Raw genomic sequence first — 15,552 nt, forward strand, 5'->3', positions numbered from 1 at the left:
TTGTCATGCAGCTGCTGTGGCACGCACCACGTCCCTGTGAAAATTTCAATATGGTTTTGCTGCTGGCTTTTGCACCAGCTTTTGGGCGAAAAATCCGATCCATACAAAAGCAGCCATCATAGCTGCCTGCTGTACAAAAACAAGGACAGCAGGGCGGGAATAATCAAAAAATACAAATTGCGTATGCAGAAAGAGATAGCCGGCAATGTGATTCTGAAAAAATAAAACGGCACCATAACACGCGACTGCACAGGCGGCAATACGTAGAAAAAGAGATAACCAGGCCGGCGTGCGTGCAGGATTTACCTTTCTGAAAATGTCGAGCACCATGCGCCAATGGAACCCAAGGTGCAGGCCCGTCAGCAGAAATCCCCAGTAGGAAGCGAGCAGATGCGCTGTCCTTGCGAAAGCCAGCCCGTCCCGCAGATTTATAAATGTAAAAACTGTTTTTGATAGAATCATTCCGCTTACCATCAGCAGGACCATGCAGACGAAAAGCAGCAGGTTCAAGGCGGCCTGCACCGCGCGCAGCCGGGCATACTTTCCCTGCGGTAGCGCCCGGTACCAAGCTCTGCTGCATACCTGGTGTATAAGAAAACACGCAAACATACCGGTGCCAAGCCATTCGTGGGCTGCGCCGCCTACAGCGGGATAAGCCATAAGGACGAAAAGAAGCAGAGCCATTGCCAGATCCAGCACGGGCTTGCAGCTGCGTTTGAAATTCATATTTTCCAGCCTTTCCCTGTCAGGCGTATTTTCTCTTATTGCTTTTCACGGCCGGGTCTATTTTGAAAGGGGTGCTGACCATCGAAAAAATTTATTTGTAATAGACCCTTTCTGTGTAGATGCTGCTGCTTCCTAGCGGCCCGCTTTTGATTTATGAAGCAAGCCCAATGCTGGTCAGCCACTTCTTTACTGCGCTTGCCGGCGCCTTTGCCTCGCTGCTGCCCAGAGCCAGGCCGTCTAAAACAGCCGCATTTGGCTCTAGGTCTGCTATGGTGCTGCGCGTATTGGAAAAACCGCTGCCCCCGCTGGTCACAAACGGCACCAGCTTTTTGCCGGACAGTTCATATCTGTCAAAGAAAGTGTACAGAATCATGGGCATATCGCCCCACCAAATGGGGAAGCCGACAAACACCGTGGTGTAATCTTTCATGTTTTCCACCCGGTTTGCAACAGCAGGCCGGGAATGGGGGTCGTTCATCTCTAGTGTGCTGCGTGACTTTTTGTCTGTCCAGTCGAGGTCTGCAGCGGTGTAGGGCTTTGCCGGCTGAATAGCAAAGAGATCTGCGTCTGCAGCCTCTGCTAGTGTTGCTGCTGCTTTTGCGGTTATGCCGGTGGCAGAAAAATAGACCACTAAGGTTTTTTGTTTGTTCATGGTATCGTTCTCCTTTCATGTTTTGTCCGGGCTTTTCAGGAAAGAGTCTTTCCTTTCAGTCAGATTCCTTTGTTTCCTTAAAAATAATGAAATCCAGCTGATCGAGCAGTTCCTGCTTTGCGTGAATCGTATCCAGCAGCCGCAGCCGCTGGCAGCGCAGAAACTTCAGCTTTTCTTCTGTAGAGATGCCGTTTTGCATCAATCGCAGCAGGAAGCTGCGCAGTGTATCAGCTGATGCGCCTGCCTCTAGCAGAAGATTGATTATGCCCACATAGTCCAGCAGCTCTTTACAGTAATCAATGGTGCCGTCTGGCTTTTTGCGGCAGTCAAAAAAACCCTGTACTTCATAGTCATGCAGCTTTTCCGGCGCAATACCGAACTTTTCGCTGGCTTCGGTAATTGTCATGATGCTCTCCTAATAATAAAAAAGTGAGTGTATAGGCAGGCGGAAAATCCGCTCAACCGGTACACTCACATTGTAACTTGCAGGTAATTCTTTGTAAAATACTTAGTTTCTCTGGCTATCATGCTCGATAGGCATGTTTGATTTCCTCTATGAATTTTTGTACGGCCGGGCTGAAAGGCTGGTACTTTTTCCAGACAAGGACCGAGGTGCTGGTAATGGCAGGCGACAGCGGCCGGAAGCAGACGTTGTTGTAGTTGGCAACTGCACCCGCAATGGTAAACGCGACGCCCAGCCCCTGCTCCACCAGAAGGGCTGCGTTGGCCGCCAGGTCACAGGTGCAGTACACGTTCAGATGCTCCGTGTCACCGCCAAACCAGGCCTTGGCTTCTCGCTCTTTCATTCTCTGCGTTACAATCAGCCGACGTGCGCGCAGATCATTCCGTACAATGCAGTCTTTTTCTGTCAGCGGGTCTCCAAATGGAAGAAGAACGCCCCAGACTTCCTTTTGCGGCAGGCGGACGAAATCATATTTCTCAATTTCCACCGGCTCAATCAGCAGCCCGATATCTAAAAGCCCTTTGTCCAGCTTGTCCCGAATAGCGGTTGCAACGCCGGTGTGCAGTTCAAACTGCACCTGCGGAAAGCGGGCAGAATAACTGCGCAGCAGCTTCGGCAGCTCTGTGGCGGCTGCCGATTCTCCGCTGCCAATGGATACTACGCCCGCTATATCGCCATCGTGGCTGGAAAATTCTCGTTCCGTTTTGTCGGCTAAGGAGATCAGTTCTTCGGCGCGGCGGCGCAGCAGCAACCCGGATTCTGTCAGTACGATTTTGCGCTTGCCGCGTTCAAAAAGCTGCGTCCCCAATTCGGCCTCAAGCGCCGAAATCTGGCGGCTGAGAGTCGGCTGGGTGATGTGCAGAATTTCTGCCGCACGGGTGATGTTTTCCTCCCGGACAACCGTCAGATAATAGCGCAGAACCCGAAGTTCCATGATCTTTCCTCCTAGTGTAAAAAGATGAATTGATTATAGCATAAAAATGCCTGTAACAGAAGATTTTTCGTTTATCATGCCTTTTAAGCTCTTATAATAGACAATTTGTTTTTGCCAAGGGAAGCTTTTGTTCCGTGAATAAAGGCGCCGCGGTTTCTCAAAAACCGTGCGCTTGATTCATGGGGGGTACCAGAAAAAGAAAAAGCCGGAGAGCCCTGTTTTCACAAGACTTTCCGGTACTTCTTTTGGTGTCCCTGGGGCGATTCGAACGCCCGGCCTACCGCTTAGGAGAGCCGCCAATCAGCATTTTAGCCGTTATGAATAATCCACTGAATCGCTCAAAGTCCAGTGTTTAACGGTATTTCCAGCAACTCGGATTCTGAATCTTACTGAGGTGTTACGGCGATTTGAAGGTCCTTTGAGCTTTCCGATTGGTGGTTTGTTTGCCGCTCTGCGAAAAAACGGCAGAAGGTTCAAATACAATCTGGTGCAGATATGCACGCCTCATTTCAACTTATCTGTAAGCATTATAGAGGTTCCAGCGGCTTAAAGCAAGGAGCAGTCTCATGAAATGAGGCTGCTCCTTCTAATTTTATACGCTTCCGACGAAAGACTTGATGAGCGTTGCAAATTCAGGATTTGACAAGAGTTGGATGAACTTTGCTTTGTCGCTGTCAGTCAGCTCCGAAGCAGGTGCAGCCGATGCGGCAGGTACTTCCGGCACTTCTGACTTGGAATAAAACTCTGCTTCAAAGCGTTGTGCGTTTGTTGCCCTGTCCTCGTCTAAGATATGTGAATAGACATCCTCAATCATCCGCATCTGTGCATGACCGGAATCACCTTGGACTGACTTCATGTCTCCGCCGTTGAGCTTGAGCTTATAGGTAATGCTTGAATGTCTCAAGCTGTGAAAGACCACCTTGGGAAGACCATTTTCACGGATCAGCTTCGAGAAGCCGCGGTTGATGTAGCTGGCTTCAAGAGGATGCCCGTTTGAGGAACAGAATACCAAATCATAATCGAGATACTCATCTCCAAATAGGTCCTTCATCTCATCAAGGCTTGCCTTCCTTTTCCGCAGCATCTCAGCAACTGTTTTCGGAAGGTAGATACGCCTGACACTGGTTTTGGTCTTGGGCTGTTTCAGAACGAGAGAAGTATTGGTACTTGCGAGCGCAGGCGGGAATTTCTTGATAACGTCTTTCCCGTTCAGAGCCTCCAGTGCCGAGCGGCTCACACGTTGAAGTTCTTTGTTGACATAGATATTTGCGTGGCCTTCGTCGATGCTTTGCTGTGTAATGTCGATACAGTCCCATGTCAAAGCCAGTAGTTCTCCCATTCTGAGAGAACAAGAGAACGCCAAATTGATTGCCAGTGCAATAATATCATCATCGCAGACTTCCAGTGCCTTGAACAGTGTTTCGGCGGTCCAGATTTCACGCTTTTCATGTTCCTCTTTGGGGATGGTGCAATTCACAACAGGATTTCGGGACATCATTTCCCATTTTACCGCCTGGTTAAAAGCATTACGAAGGAGTTTGAAAACCTCACGGATGATATGCACTGAAAGGTATTCATTCTTAGCGTGGACGTATCTGCTGGTGACGCTTTTGACTTTTTGGAGGCTCTGAAAATACTGATCCATAACACGGGTATTGATGTCGTCCAGCTTCATGTCACCGATGATTGGTGATATGTAATTGGTAATCAGCGCCTTGTGGGATTCGTAAGTTGACATTGCCCATGTGTTTACACCGTATATTGACATGTATTCTCGGAGAAGATCATCCAGCGTCTTGGCAGTCGGGACGATGAATGTCCCGCTATCTTGTTGAAACTCAACCTCGGATTTTCTCTTTTTAGCTTCAGCATTGGTGTTAAAGGTTTCCCAACGCTGTCGCTGGACACCGTTTTCATCTACAAAGCGGTAAACAACAGAAAACTTATTTCTACGCTTAATAATAGAAGCCATCTCTTATTCCTCCTTCCCCAAGTCTACGGACGCGACTTTGTGGTAGTGCGACTGTGCTGCATACCACTTTTCAAAACTGTCGATCATGATACGCATTTTTTTATCCACGATGATAATTTCAAATGGTTTCTTTTTGATAAGCCAATACGCATCAGTTTTCCCAATCCCCAGCAACTTGCCCATTTCCATAACGGACATACTGGTTTTTACTCTATGTTCGTTCATGCTGACCTCCTATGTACCAGTTCTGAACCTTATATGTTTTTGTCCAGCCACTCGTCAAAACTCTTTTTTGAAATTCTAATGCTGTTGCCGATTCGCACGGTACGGAACAGACCTTGCTTTACGAAACTGTATGCCGCGGTATGACTGATGCCAAGAATGTCCTGAATCTCGGAAACAGTATATGTCCGTTTTTCAAAGCTCCCAGCCTCGCTTTGCCTTTCACCAGAATCAATCTCCCGATTCAGAGTTTCAATTTTATCTTCAAACATGGCGTATCCTCCTTTCCACCAGAACTTGAATATAGCCAGGTTTCATCCTGGCTATATTCTACGTTCCAACGGCAGAGGCATAAAGGATGCCGATTTTCAAAACGACATCCTTGACATACTCAAAGTTGCTTGTCCAGCCACTCGTCAAAGCTCTTTTTGGAAATTCGGATGCTGCCACCCACGCGGACCGTGCGGAAAAGTCCCTGCTTCACGAAGTTATATGCGGAGGATCGGCTAATACCAAGAATGTCCTGAATTTCATCGACCGTATATGTGCGCTTGATAAAAGGGCTTTCCGAATCAGCACAAATCGCCGGTGTCACGGCAACGTTATTCATCTTTTCTATTTTTTCTTCAAACATCGTTTTTTCCTCCTTTACGGTGCTTCAATTTCTTCAGGGATGTAAATGCCGAGACTGACCTGCAGCGCCTCATCAATCCCGTCCATCTGTTCGCGGGTGACTTTTCCGATATAGCGATCAACGCGCCGTTTGTCGATTGTCTTGATCTGCTCCAGTAGTACTATCGACTGACCTCGCAGGCCGCGTATGCCATCCAGCAAGTAATGTGTAGGTTGCTCTGCTTTCTTCCAAATATTGCTCGTCAATGGTGCGACGATCAGCGTCGGGCAAAAGTAATTGCCCACATCATTTTGAAGGACAAGAACCGGGCGGTTGCCACCCTGTTCGGAGCCAAAAAAAGGATTCAGATTGGCATAGTAAATATCGCCGCGATGAAACGCCCATTCGTTCTTTAACATAAAAGCCTCCGATCTGCTTTCTAAGTAAAGAGGATTCCGGGACGCAATGCCTTCCAGCGCTGCGCCCGGATGTCCTCACATTTTTTATGATTCTGCTCAAATTTGTCCTCGACGCCCTGAGCAAAAGGAAATCATCAGGCGGCAGGTTGCTCCTGCCTCATGGGAATCACTCCCCTCCGAGGATCGCTCCGAGCCGCCCCCATCGCGTGCAGCTGTGGCTGGGCGGAAGTATCGTTGGACTGCTGCGTTTCATGGCCATATTGGGAGCAGCCCAATATTCGCGGCAGGTGTTGATCGCTCCCCTCATAAGAGGATTGTGGCGCACCGCCGAGGTGGCTGGCATTGACTTGCCCGCAGCAGGATAGTACCTGATGATCTGATATTCAGTTTTCAAAGAACAGCGGTTCAAATGAACCGGAGAAAACAAGAACAGAATTTGCATAATTGTTTTGTCCTCTCACTTTCCATTGGGTAATTTTTTGGGAAAAAGATGGATGTCAATCGAAATATTTTTTCAATTCTCTCAAAGCTTGCATTCGTCTATCCTTAAACGCCACGACACTCACAGAGAGAAGCAAGGCAATTTCAGAGTCACTTTTTTCAGGGTATCTAAAATATTTCAAAGTGATAGCTTCCCTGCGCTTTGGGCTCAGCATACTAATCGCATATGGCAGCATATAAACCATGACATTTTCCATGGCTGTCCCTACCACATCGACACTGACATCTTCGATAATTTCATGAAGCGAACCGATTTCCTGATCGCTCAACGACATATCAAGCGAAAGAATACCTGTTTTCGGAAACAGGCGATTTAAATAGCAGTGGTGGCAATATTCTTTGTACCATTCGTTGTACTGGTCTTCAGTTGCTTCGATAAAAATCACATCGTCATCGAGGCAAACATCGTTGTCCAGAAGAACGAAATATCTGCCTTTGCTCTCGTTGGAATTCAGAAAGTGAAAAAAGTCATTTCCATTCATATCAATCCATTCGATATTCTGACCGTTGCAGGAAGCGTCTTTCCAGACTAAATATTTGTAAGACATTATTCGTAATCTCCTTTGAATTTTTGATTTTTTTGAAAGTCAAAAATCCAGAGACTACGGGTATTCAGCCATATAGGGCAGCCAATAAAACATAAAGCCTTCTCCGTTCTGCTCGGAGGCAGTGGAAAAGGCTAAAAAAAGAGCCGTATGAAATCGCTGACGTGCCGTGAAACAGGTATAGTTGTAGAACTATACACAGATTTCATACGGCACTTGGGATGTCAGCGATTTTCATCGGCTCCGGGGCTCATAATGATGTATTCAGTTTTAAGATAATGCTTTTGAGGTCTTAACAGGCCCTCGTTGTCAAAGACAAACGGTAACTCACGATTCTGAACGCGATGTTGTAATCGGACACCTGCCCGCATCGTTTACACTTGGTCTGGACATGGCCTTTTGCGTCGGAGTATATGATTAAGCTCTGGTGATTGCAATATGGGCAATACAGGCTTCGGCTTTCCAGGCCGTCAACCTCTTTTTTTACACGCTTTATCCGGTCGAGGACATCCGGCGGCACACCATTGCTGAAGTCGAGCTTCATTAGAATACCTCCCCCGGATCAGGAAACACATCCAGCGGGTCGCAGTATTCCGATTCCGGGCGCTGGCAGATATAGCCCAGCTGTGTCAGGCGAATAACCAGTGCAGTTCTTGATACTGCAAGAGCATTTGTCAGGTTGTCCAGCACACCGTGATCCATATAGTTAAACCTGCGTCCGTAACGGACCAGAACTTTATTCCCATTAAAGCGGTACATCCAGAAATGCACGGTGCGCGCTGGCATAAGCAGCGCAGCTCCCAGTGTATTTGCCTGCCATTCGCACCAGTCCTCCGCACCATGCAACTCACGGAGCGAATAGCTCTGCTTGTTTGGCAGGTGCTTGAGATAATTCATCTGTGCAGTGCCGCTGCGGTCGGCGCGGAACACAATCTGATGTGCAGCCTCGTGTGCTACAGTGAAACGGCGTCTGCCGTTATGCCCGGTAAGAAGCTCCTTCTCCAAAATGACCGAATCCTTCTTTACCGCGACAATTTCATTTTTCCCATAGCGGTTAAATTCGACATTCACATCCGCATAGGTGGTCAACCCAAGAATGCTGCCATCCTCAGACAGTCTCATGTATGAAACATTCAAGCCCAGATATTTTTCTGCCAGCAAATCAATATTTGTAGGCATGTGATCTTTCTCGTAACCGTCCGCGAAGCAGTCAAGAAGGATTGTGTCGGCCAATTTCTCCAAATCCTGTCTTGCCCAAAATTCCATTGCTTGTCCTCCTTTTCACAGGTCGTGCCTCCCGGCATGGACCCAAACGGAAGCTATTGATATGCTTCCACAAACCATTTACCCTCATCGCAGTAAATATGCGTTTCTTTCCCACGAACCATGATGGTATACCGGATGCCGGTGCCGCCGACCTTAGACGCAACGGCCTGCCGTACATCTTTTACCTTATCAATTTCGTAGGTGTGCCCGTCAGTCCAGGTAATATCCACAGGGCGAATCCGGCCATCGCTGTCCACTTTAAGCGTTACCGGCACAAACACTTTTCTTGCCATATTCCTATGCTCCTTGCTTCAATTCGGATGCCATCAGGCAAACATCAGACCCGGCATGGTAACATTCTGCGCACCGATCTCATGGACCTTGATGTCACCCATCAGGCATGCGTTATATACGGCCCGTTTGCCATAGCGTCTGCGAATGTCTTCAATGGCAGCGTCCATTTTATCCTGCTTTTCCCGTCTGACAGGATCGTCGAAAATTGTCAGCTGCTGCGGACACTTTTCCGGAACGAGGCTGATTGCCCGGACGCAAAGGGCGCGAACCTTGTTCTGCCAGCGGTAGTTGGTCTTAAAAAGATCAAAGCACTGTTCCGCAATCTCTTTCGGGCTGCGTGTCGCCATCTCCAATGTTGTCTGATACTGCTTATAAAACAAGCTGTTGTCTCTGAGCATGATCTGAACGCCTTTGGCCAAAAAGCCATTCACACGGAGGCGGTGACCAACATCCTGAGAAAGTTCCAATATTACACGCCAGACTTCCTCATTATCCAGAAGATCAGATACGCAGGTCACGCCGTGGCCAACTGATTTAATTGGTGCTTCCCAGCCATCCGTCATAACGCGGGAAGTATCCGTGCCGGACGCATAATGCCAGAGAGCTATTCCATTGACGCCGAGCCAGCCTCGCAGATACTCCGGCGCTGTGGCAGCGATGTCCCCGATAGTGTGTATACCATAATTGGCAAGTTTTTTGGTTGTGGCAGGGCCGCAGTAAAGAAGATCAGAGGCAGGCAACGGCCAGACCAGTTCCCGGAAGTTGCCATGTGTGATGACTGTCATTGCATCAGGTTTCTTCATATCACTGCCGAGTTTTGCGAAGATTTTATTGAAAGAGACGCCAATGCTAACCGTAAGGCCAAGCTCGCTTTTGGTTGTTGCCCGAATTTCTTCTGCCGTAGCGACCGGGTCAAGGCGGCAGCCGGTGAGGTCAAGCCAGCACTCATCCATGCCATACGGCTCCATTCGGTCTGTGTACCGGAGATAGATTTCGTGGGCAAGCTTGGAATACTTGAGATACTGGTCGTACTGGGGCGGTACGACGATCAGATCACGGCAGCATTCCCGCGCCTGCCAGATAGCCATTCCAGTTTTCACACCGGCTTTCTTCGCCAGTTGGGATTTTGCAAGTACGATGCCGTGCCGTGTCTCCTGACTGCCGCAGACAGCTATTGCTTTCCCGCGCAGGGTCGGGTCAAGCATCTGCTCAACAGAAGCATAAAAGCAGTTCATGTCACTATGCAGGATTGCTCTTTCCAATGTCAGCCCTCCTCTCGTAACTGCCGGTCAAATCGGAAGTTTTATTCTGCGCGTCTATTGACAGAAGCAAACTTCCGATATACTATTAACACGAAGTCATCTTCCGGTGCTTTTCATTATAGCAACATACGGAAGTTTGTCAACATATAATCGGAAGTTACGACAAAATTTTTTTGAAAGGCAGGACAACATGATGACATTTGGTGAGAAGGTCAAGGAAGCGCGTCTGGCCCTGAATATGTCCCAGACGGAGCTTTCTCAGATTACCGGCATTTCAGAGCGTTCTCTCTATACCTATGAACAACTTGGAACGATCCCTCGCTCCAGTAACATCAAAAAGATTGCCGAGGCTTTGAAGGTTTCCGTCACTTATCTGATGGATGAAGATGAAGCTGATAAGAATAAACACATCGAGCAGGATCAATTCATTGCAGATGCCAAAAAGGAATTTGGCAGCAAGGGGGCCAGAGAGGCGCATGAGATTCTGAACCGCACCGGAGCTTTGCTGGCTGGCGGTGAGTTGGACGACAGCGCCAAAGAGGTTTTCTTTCAGGCACTCATGGAAGTCTATCTTGATTCCAAGCAAACGGCACGCGATAAATTCACACCGAAGAAATACCGGAAGCACCGCAGCAAGTCCTGAATATGGTACAGCACTTCTGAGATAATCAGAATGTAGCCGTGGGGGTATTACCCTCTTTTTCAGTAGAACGGCCCTAAATACCTGAAGGCAGGAGGTGGTTTGTTTGGCTGCTACTGCGTACATCATTGATGTCGTAAACAAGTTGGTTGAAAAGTATGGAACCAGGGACCCATACGAATTGTGCCGTGCACTCGGCATCAAGATTCATTACATAGATATGCAGAAAAAGCTAAAGGGCTTTTTCTTTTACCAGTCACGCCAAAAAAACATTGTTATTGACTGCAACGTTAATAAGGTTCTTGAACTTATCCTTGTGGCTCATGAGCTGGGACATGCCGTGTTGCATACCGAGGTTGCGCTCATGCATGGTTTTCAAGAGATGGAAGTGCTCGAAAACCGTCAGGACATGCCGGAGGAAAATGAAGCCAATATATTTGCTGCCGAGCTCCTTCTTGATGACAAAACTGTTTTGGAGCATCTCAGCGAAGAATCATTTTTTGAGGCCGCCAGTGCGCTTTATGTTCCAGCGGCACTTTTGGATTACAAATTTATGATATTGCGTTCAAAGGGGTATAGGCTAAACACGGTCAATATGCGGAAAAGCGATTTTCTGCGCGAAGATTTGGGCGCATACGACGCAAATATAGACCGCTTTCAGGATTGAAAAAGAAAGGCATATTTATGATCTACGCATGTGAGAATTGCCATTTTCTCTTTAATGATGGCAAAGAGGCAGACCGTTGCCCAGACTGCGGGAAACGGAATATTCGCCCAGCCACGGCAGATGAGCAGGCAGAGTATTGGCGCTATCAGAAGGAATTCAGCCGAGGGAAGCCCACAGCAGAACGTCTGATTCATGAAAGCAGATGGTAACATGACGGAAGAAATGACTATTCCAGATGAACAGCTTGGAATCATTGTAACAGAAAGAACGCCGGTAGAATGCCTGGATATTCCGGTTCGCGCAATGCGCGTTCTTAAGCAAAATGGATTCCAAACCGTCTCCGATGTGATCGGCAGGACCAGTTCGGATTTATATATGCTGGACTTCTTCGGTTGGAGAAGTTTTGAGAAACTCGTAGAAGAGCTTGATGGCAATGGCTTTGATTTAATGGACTGCAATAAAGAGCTATATCCGACAATTAACGACTATCTCACAGAATGCCGAAATAATTATGTCCAATATTTCTACGTTGAGAGTGAGATGTCTTAAACATAAAGGTTTTATGATTCGCGAAATGCTGCGATAACGCAGCAAATTAAATATTATTCTTGCATTATTGCAGCACAAGTGATAAAATAATATTGGGGTGCAGTAATGGAAAATATAGGAATATTTTTACGACAAATAAGGCTATCGCAACAGCTTAGCCTAAAAAATGTGTATAAGCAGACAGGGATCAGTGATTCTATACTCAGCCGGATAGAGAATGGGGATAATAAGGAACCTTCACCCACGGTGCTTCGCCAACTTTCAAATCTCTACGGAATAAAGATTGTTGAATTATATATTATGTGCGGATACATAAAGCGAGAAGACCTTGCAGACTATCAACAATGCTTTCATGGTATGGAATCCCTTACTGATGAGGAAAAAGATCTAATTCAAAACGAGATCATCATTTTTGGCAAAAAGAATGGAGCGGTATCAAAATGATCTACAGATTAGGTGAATTGTTTTGCGGCCCAGGTGGCTTGGCTTGGGGTGCAACACATGCTGATATTGGCGACCCGGAATATGGTATTGTTCATCAATGGGCAAATGATTATGACGAAAACACATGTAAGACTTACAGGAATAATATATGCCCAGAAAATCCCGCAAGCGTCTACCACGCCGATATTCGTAAATTCGATTTGACAAACCTTGCGCCTATAGATGCGCTTGCATTTGGTTTCCCATGCAATGATTATAGCGTTGTAGGAGAGCAGAAGGGAATGGACGGTGTATTCGGCCCTTTGTACTCTTATGGTGTAAAAGTGCTGAAGCAATATCAGCCGATGTGGTTTCTCGCAGAAAACGTTGGTGGATTACGAAATGCAAATGACGGGAAAGCATTCACAAAAATATTGGATGAAATGAGGAAAGCAGGCTATACGCTGTATCCGAATCTATATAAATTTGAGACTTATGGTATCCCGCAGGCGCGCCACCGTATAATTATCGTAGGAATTCGAAATGACATAGATGTTGTTTTTCATGTTCCATCTAATGTGCCATATGCAAATGTCGATAACAGTTGCCGGACAGCATTAGAGGTGCCGCCCATTCCTGAAGATGCGCCAAACAACGATCTGACAAAGCAGTCAGCAACGGTTGTCGAAAGGTTACAGCACATACTTCCTGGCCAAAATGCGTTCACTGCTGATTTACCTGAACGTTTGAAGTTGAACATTTCAGGTGCCCAAATTAGTCAGATATACAAACGCCTTGATCCCAATAAACCTGCGTATACTGTGACTGGAAGCGGCGGCGGCGGAACCCATATTTATCATTGGGCTGAGCCACGCGCATTGACAAACAGGGAACGTGCACGTCTCCAAACCTTCCCAGATGATTATATTTTTGAGGGAAACAAAGAAAGTGTGCGCAAACAAATAGGCATGGCTGTTCCCTGCAGAGGAGCAAAGATTATCTTTGAGGCTATTTTGAAATCCTTTGCAGGCGTGCCTTATGATTCGATGCCAGCAAATATTGACGAATAAAAGAAGTGCCTGTAGAATGAAATCTGCAGGCACCTCTTTTATTTTAGTTATAGGGCGGTGAAAGAATGATAACTGAGCGTCTGGCAGAAACAATATTATTCTCTCCTCTGGCTGGGGATGTAAATGAATTATATATTTTGTCGGGATATGCTACCCCCAATATGCTCTCTTGGTATATTAAGAACATATACCATCGAACAAGGATTCCAATTAAAATTCATCTGATCGTAGGTATGGTTCCTTTTGATCGGTTGAGCGTAAGCGTTCACGAAGGATTTGTCCAGATTATTTCATCTGAGCTTCCACATGAGGTGGAAACGCTTGAATGTAGCTATATCTGTGAACCCCCAGCAGTACATTCGAATCTATACATATGGGCAAAAGATGGAATTCCAACACGAGCATTTATGGGATCAGCAAATTTTGTGCAAAGCTCATTCGTAGGCCATCATCGACAAGAAGTGATGGATGATTGTAATCCCATTGATGCTATGCAGTACTATCAAACGCAGGTTGGAAGAAGCATATACTGTAATCATGGTGAAATTGAAGAATACATAATTCTTCAGCCCACGCATCCCGTTCTCGATATGGAAAGTAATCTAATCGATGATGTTACACATCTTGCCAATGAGGGTATTGCAAGCGTGACATTAAGTCTGATAACACGACTTGGTGAACCGGGACGGCATTCTGGACTAAACTGGGGCCAGCGCCAAGGCCGTGAACCAAATGAAGCATATATTTCACTTCCAGCTAAAATAGCAAGAAGTGGTTTTTTCCCTCTGGAGAAACGTCACTTTACAGCTCTTACCGATGACCGAAAGCAACTGACACTTCGTATTGAGCAACAAAACGATAAAGCTATAACTACACCTGTAAGGAATAGTGATCTTGGGGAGTATTTCCGAAATCGCCTTGGCCTTGCAAATGGAGCTTTTATTACTCGTCAAGATTTGGAGCGTTATGGAAGAACGGATGTCGTGTTTTATAAATTAGATGATGAAACATATTATATGGATTTTTCCAACTAAAAAGCAGTGCCGAGTTTATTCTCGGCACTGCTTTTATCGCACAACATCGTGTTACATCAATGCGGAATGTAGTTTAGAATATTTCTTAATTTTGCGAAAATGCCGTTTGGCGTTACTTCTTGGTTCAGTTGATCATTAGAATCGTGAGGGGCTTGTTCTACTGATGACGGAATACTGTCAATGATTTCAAGAGTACTTAGCTCAGTATAGGGATTGCGATAATTGTCTGTTAAAGCAGAAGGTGGTTCATGAGAAGTAACGTAGTCAACCAATGATTAAGGTGTTTATATAAATGCTTGAATTCTATTCCGTAATTATCTGCTTGCAGAATCGTGTGAGTTCCCGGAAGAATCGTCCCCTTTGAAAGTTCTATGGTGGTTGCACATCCTTTGCAGAGCTTTTTAAGAGAAACGGCTCCTTCATAGCTCACCTCACCGGTGGGCTTATCTGTTTTTCTATCCCACGAAACGGAGAACATTACATATAGATGAGACAAATTGTTGCCCCGCTGGCGGAAATTGAGCTTATTCCACTCAATAAGCATCCAGCGTCCGCCCTTCCGTGTGCCTTTTACATCAATGCGCCATCCATTGATGACGGCATCTTGATCGTCCCACTTCCCGCGAGGGTAGTAGTTGAAATCCAATGGGACATCTATTCCGTAATTCTCTTTAAGCATTTTGGCAAAAGCGATTTCTGCAATCTTGCCAATCAGATTATCCCGTGCTATCTCCGAAGTTGATCGAGCTTTGGTTGTGATCTGGCCAAATTCTATTGACTGCTGAGTTGGGGCGCTTTTAAAAGAAAACTCCATGCACTGTTGAAGTTCCTGCTGGGTGAGCACGATGTTTTTAACATTGAGCACGGCTCTTCATCTCTCTTCCGCTTTGCAGCAGTTCACCGCCTTGATAATTTCGGCAATGCAGTCTGGCAAGTGCTTCCTGATCTGCCACTCCCAGAACCGCAAAACACTCCAGCCGGATTCTTCCAGCTGTCGGTTGACCTCTTGATCTCGTTCCATATTGCGTTCAATCTTGGGTACCCAGTAATCACGGTTTGATTTTATGCGATTTTGCCGGTTTTCCCAGTCATAGCCGTGCCAGTAATCAGAATCACAGAAAACTGCAATTTTATATTTTGTAAGCACTATATCAGGTTTTCCTGGCAGAATCTTATAATTTTTTCTGTAATGGATTCCCTCGTGCCAGAGAGCCTTGCGAAGCGCCAACTCAATGGTGGTATCTTTGCTTTTAATTGCCTGCATATTTCTGCGGCGTTGCTCGGGAGTAAGATCGTCCAT

At 46.5% G+C, this 15,552-nt stretch carries 22 protein-coding genes; 7 read left to right on the top strand and 15 right to left on the bottom strand.

The features are described 5' to 3' along the window. Positions 1-45 precede the first annotated feature (45 nt). From LKE53_10745 to LKE53_10805, 13 genes are all read right to left on the bottom strand, one after another. Positions 46-726: a DUF4405 domain-containing protein gene (locus tag LKE53_10745; protein MCH3973212.1), complete on the bottom strand. Its 681-nt coding sequence runs from the start codon at positions 724-726 to the stop codon at positions 46-48. A gap of 151 nt (positions 727-877) precedes the next feature. Then, entirely contained in the window at positions 878-1,378 is a 501-nt protein-coding gene (locus LKE53_10750; protein ID MCH3973213.1) for a flavodoxin, read from the bottom strand. Between the two features lie 55 nt (positions 1,379-1,433). Further along, positions 1,434-1,784 (bottom strand): MerR family transcriptional regulator, encoded by a 351-nt coding sequence (locus LKE53_10755; GenBank protein ID MCH3973214.1) that lies wholly within the window; start codon positions 1,782-1,784, stop codon positions 1,434-1,436. 118 nt (positions 1,785-1,902) lie between these two features. Next, the gene (locus LKE53_10760) at positions 1,903-2,775 is read right to left on the bottom strand and encodes a LysR family transcriptional regulator (GenBank protein MCH3973215.1); all 873 of its coding nucleotides are present in this window, start codon (positions 2,773-2,775) and stop codon (positions 1,903-1,905) included. 592 nt (positions 2,776-3,367) lie between these two features. Then, the gene (locus LKE53_10765) at positions 3,368-4,747 is read right to left on the bottom strand and encodes a site-specific integrase (GenBank protein MCH3973216.1); all 1,380 of its coding nucleotides are present in this window, start codon (positions 4,745-4,747) and stop codon (positions 3,368-3,370) included. Positions 4,748-4,750: 3 nt separating this feature from the next. Continuing rightward, on the bottom strand, positions 4,751-4,972 hold the full coding sequence (locus LKE53_10770) for a helix-turn-helix domain-containing protein (GenBank protein ID MCH3973217.1): 222 nt from the start codon (positions 4,970-4,972) through the stop codon (positions 4,751-4,753). Positions 4,973-5,001: 29 nt separating this feature from the next. Next, a complete protein-coding gene (locus LKE53_10775; GenBank protein MCH3973218.1) occupies positions 5,002-5,241 on the bottom strand; it encodes a helix-turn-helix domain-containing protein in 240 nt (79 codons plus the stop codon). A gap of 119 nt (positions 5,242-5,360) precedes the next feature. Continuing rightward, on the bottom strand, positions 5,361-5,579 hold the full coding sequence (locus LKE53_10780) for a helix-turn-helix domain-containing protein (GenBank protein ID MCH3973219.1): 219 nt from the start codon (positions 5,577-5,579) through the stop codon (positions 5,361-5,363). A 38-nt stretch (positions 5,580-5,617) separates the two neighbouring features. Continuing rightward, the gene (locus LKE53_10785) at positions 5,618-6,001 is read right to left on the bottom strand and encodes a type II toxin-antitoxin system PemK/MazF family toxin (GenBank protein ID MCH3973220.1); all 384 of its coding nucleotides are present in this window, start codon (positions 5,999-6,001) and stop codon (positions 5,618-5,620) included. A gap of 497 nt (positions 6,002-6,498) precedes the next feature. Continuing rightward, positions 6,499-7,050, bottom strand: coding sequence for a hypothetical protein (locus tag LKE53_10790; GenBank protein MCH3973221.1), 552 nt, complete (start codon positions 7,048-7,050; stop codon positions 6,499-6,501). A gap of 540 nt (positions 7,051-7,590) precedes the next feature. Further along, positions 7,591-8,313 (bottom strand): ImmA/IrrE family metallo-endopeptidase, encoded by a 723-nt coding sequence (locus LKE53_10795; protein MCH3973222.1) that lies wholly within the window; start codon positions 8,311-8,313, stop codon positions 7,591-7,593. Between the two features lie 53 nt (positions 8,314-8,366). Continuing rightward, the gene (locus tag LKE53_10800; protein ID MCH3973223.1) at positions 8,367-8,606 is read right to left on the bottom strand and encodes a hypothetical protein; all 240 of its coding nucleotides are present in this window, start codon (positions 8,604-8,606) and stop codon (positions 8,367-8,369) included. Between the two features lie 33 nt (positions 8,607-8,639). Continuing rightward, entirely contained in the window at positions 8,640-9,869 is a 1,230-nt protein-coding gene (locus tag LKE53_10805; GenBank protein ID MCH3973224.1) for a DNA polymerase IV, read from the bottom strand. Positions 9,870-10,059: 190 nt separating this feature from the next. Between LKE53_10805 and LKE53_10810 the strand changes: the two genes are divergently transcribed. From LKE53_10810 to LKE53_10840, 7 genes are all read left to right on the top strand, one after another. Continuing rightward, positions 10,060-10,512, top strand: coding sequence for a helix-turn-helix domain-containing protein (locus tag LKE53_10810; GenBank protein ID MCH3973225.1), 453 nt, complete (start codon positions 10,060-10,062; stop codon positions 10,510-10,512). A gap of 103 nt (positions 10,513-10,615) precedes the next feature. Continuing rightward, entirely contained in the window at positions 10,616-11,176 is a 561-nt protein-coding gene (locus LKE53_10815) for an ImmA/IrrE family metallo-endopeptidase (GenBank protein MCH3973226.1), read from the top strand. Between the two features lie 17 nt (positions 11,177-11,193). After that, a complete protein-coding gene (locus LKE53_10820) occupies positions 11,194-11,385 on the top strand; it encodes a hypothetical protein (GenBank protein MCH3973227.1) in 192 nt (63 codons plus the stop codon). Beyond that, the gene (locus LKE53_10825) at positions 11,369-11,725 is read left to right on the top strand and encodes a hypothetical protein (GenBank protein ID MCH3973228.1); all 357 of its coding nucleotides are present in this window, start codon (positions 11,369-11,371) and stop codon (positions 11,723-11,725) included. The genes LKE53_10820 and LKE53_10825 overlap by 17 nt, the downstream gene beginning before the upstream one ends. Before the next feature lie 105 nt (positions 11,726-11,830). After that, on the top strand, positions 11,831-12,169 hold the full coding sequence (locus tag LKE53_10830) for a helix-turn-helix transcriptional regulator (GenBank protein MCH3973229.1): 339 nt from the start codon (positions 11,831-11,833) through the stop codon (positions 12,167-12,169). Further along, positions 12,166-13,218 (top strand): DNA cytosine methyltransferase, encoded by a 1,053-nt coding sequence (locus LKE53_10835; protein MCH3973230.1) that lies wholly within the window; start codon positions 12,166-12,168, stop codon positions 13,216-13,218. The genes LKE53_10830 and LKE53_10835 overlap by 4 nt, the downstream gene beginning before the upstream one ends. 65 nt (positions 13,219-13,283) lie before the next feature. Further along, a complete protein-coding gene (locus LKE53_10840) occupies positions 13,284-14,252 on the top strand; it encodes an NgoFVII family restriction endonuclease (GenBank protein ID MCH3973231.1) in 969 nt (322 codons plus the stop codon). Between the two features lie 229 nt (positions 14,253-14,481). Here LKE53_10840 and LKE53_10845 read toward each other — a convergent pair whose 3' ends face one another. Next, on the bottom strand, positions 14,482-15,117 hold the full coding sequence (locus LKE53_10845; GenBank protein ID MCH3973232.1) for a hypothetical protein: 636 nt from the start codon (positions 15,115-15,117) through the stop codon (positions 14,482-14,484). Between the two features lie 6 nt (positions 15,118-15,123). Then, positions 15,124-15,552 (bottom strand): very short patch repair endonuclease, encoded by a 429-nt coding sequence (locus LKE53_10850; protein MCH3973233.1) that lies wholly within the window; start codon positions 15,550-15,552, stop codon positions 15,124-15,126.

It is taken from the genome of Oscillospiraceae bacterium (assembly GCA_022483045.1).
GTDB lineage: Bacteria > Bacillota > Clostridia > Oscillospirales > Acutalibacteraceae > Caproicibacterium.

What these genes read in the sequence shown, in the direction of transcription:
- LKE53_10840 (MCH3973231.1), top strand. Translation starts at nt 13,284, where the DNA reads ATGATAACTGAGCGTCTGGCAGAAACAATATTATTCTCTCCTCTGGCT.
- LKE53_10755 (MCH3973214.1), bottom strand. Translation starts at nt 1,784, where the DNA reads ATGACAATTACCGAAGCCAGCGAAAAGTTCGGTATTGCGCCGGAAAAG.
- LKE53_10795 (MCH3973222.1), bottom strand. Translation starts at nt 8,313, where the DNA reads ATGGAATTTTGGGCAAGACAGGATTTGGAGAAATTGGCCGACACAATC.
- LKE53_10800 (MCH3973223.1), bottom strand. Translation starts at nt 8,606, where the DNA reads ATGGCAAGAAAAGTGTTTGTGCCGGTAACGCTTAAAGTGGACAGCGAT.
- LKE53_10775 (MCH3973218.1), bottom strand. Translation starts at nt 5,241, where the DNA reads ATGTTTGAAGATAAAATTGAAACTCTGAATCGGGAGATTGATTCTGGT.
- LKE53_10785 (MCH3973220.1), bottom strand. Translation starts at nt 6,001, where the DNA reads ATGTTAAAGAACGAATGGGCGTTTCATCGCGGCGATATTTACTATGCC.
- LKE53_10830 (MCH3973229.1), top strand. Translation starts at nt 11,831, where the DNA reads ATGGAAAATATAGGAATATTTTTACGACAAATAAGGCTATCGCAACAG.
- LKE53_10835 (MCH3973230.1), top strand. Translation starts at nt 12,166, where the DNA reads ATGATCTACAGATTAGGTGAATTGTTTTGCGGCCCAGGTGGCTTGGCT.
- LKE53_10745 (MCH3973212.1), bottom strand. Translation starts at nt 726, where the DNA reads ATGAATTTCAAACGCAGCTGCAAGCCCGTGCTGGATCTGGCAATGGCT.
- LKE53_10820 (MCH3973227.1), top strand. Translation starts at nt 11,194, where the DNA reads ATGATCTACGCATGTGAGAATTGCCATTTTCTCTTTAATGATGGCAAA.
- LKE53_10790 (MCH3973221.1), bottom strand. Translation starts at nt 7,050, where the DNA reads ATGTCTTACAAATATTTAGTCTGGAAAGACGCTTCCTGCAACGGTCAG.
- LKE53_10825 (MCH3973228.1), top strand. Translation starts at nt 11,369, where the DNA reads ATGAAAGCAGATGGTAACATGACGGAAGAAATGACTATTCCAGATGAA.
- LKE53_10810 (MCH3973225.1), top strand. Translation starts at nt 10,060, where the DNA reads ATGATGACATTTGGTGAGAAGGTCAAGGAAGCGCGTCTGGCCCTGAAT.
- LKE53_10850 (MCH3973233.1), bottom strand. Translation starts at nt 15,552, where the DNA reads ATGGACGATCTTACTCCCGAGCAACGCCGCAGAAATATGCAGGCAATT.
- LKE53_10765 (MCH3973216.1), bottom strand. Translation starts at nt 4,747, where the DNA reads ATGGCTTCTATTATTAAGCGTAGAAATAAGTTTTCTGTTGTTTACCGC.
- LKE53_10770 (MCH3973217.1), bottom strand. Translation starts at nt 4,972, where the DNA reads ATGAACGAACATAGAGTAAAAACCAGTATGTCCGTTATGGAAATGGGC.
- LKE53_10750 (MCH3973213.1), bottom strand. Translation starts at nt 1,378, where the DNA reads ATGAACAAACAAAAAACCTTAGTGGTCTATTTTTCTGCCACCGGCATA.
- LKE53_10760 (MCH3973215.1), bottom strand. Translation starts at nt 2,775, where the DNA reads ATGGAACTTCGGGTTCTGCGCTATTATCTGACGGTTGTCCGGGAGGAA.
- LKE53_10780 (MCH3973219.1), bottom strand. Translation starts at nt 5,579, where the DNA reads ATGAATAACGTTGCCGTGACACCGGCGATTTGTGCTGATTCGGAAAGC.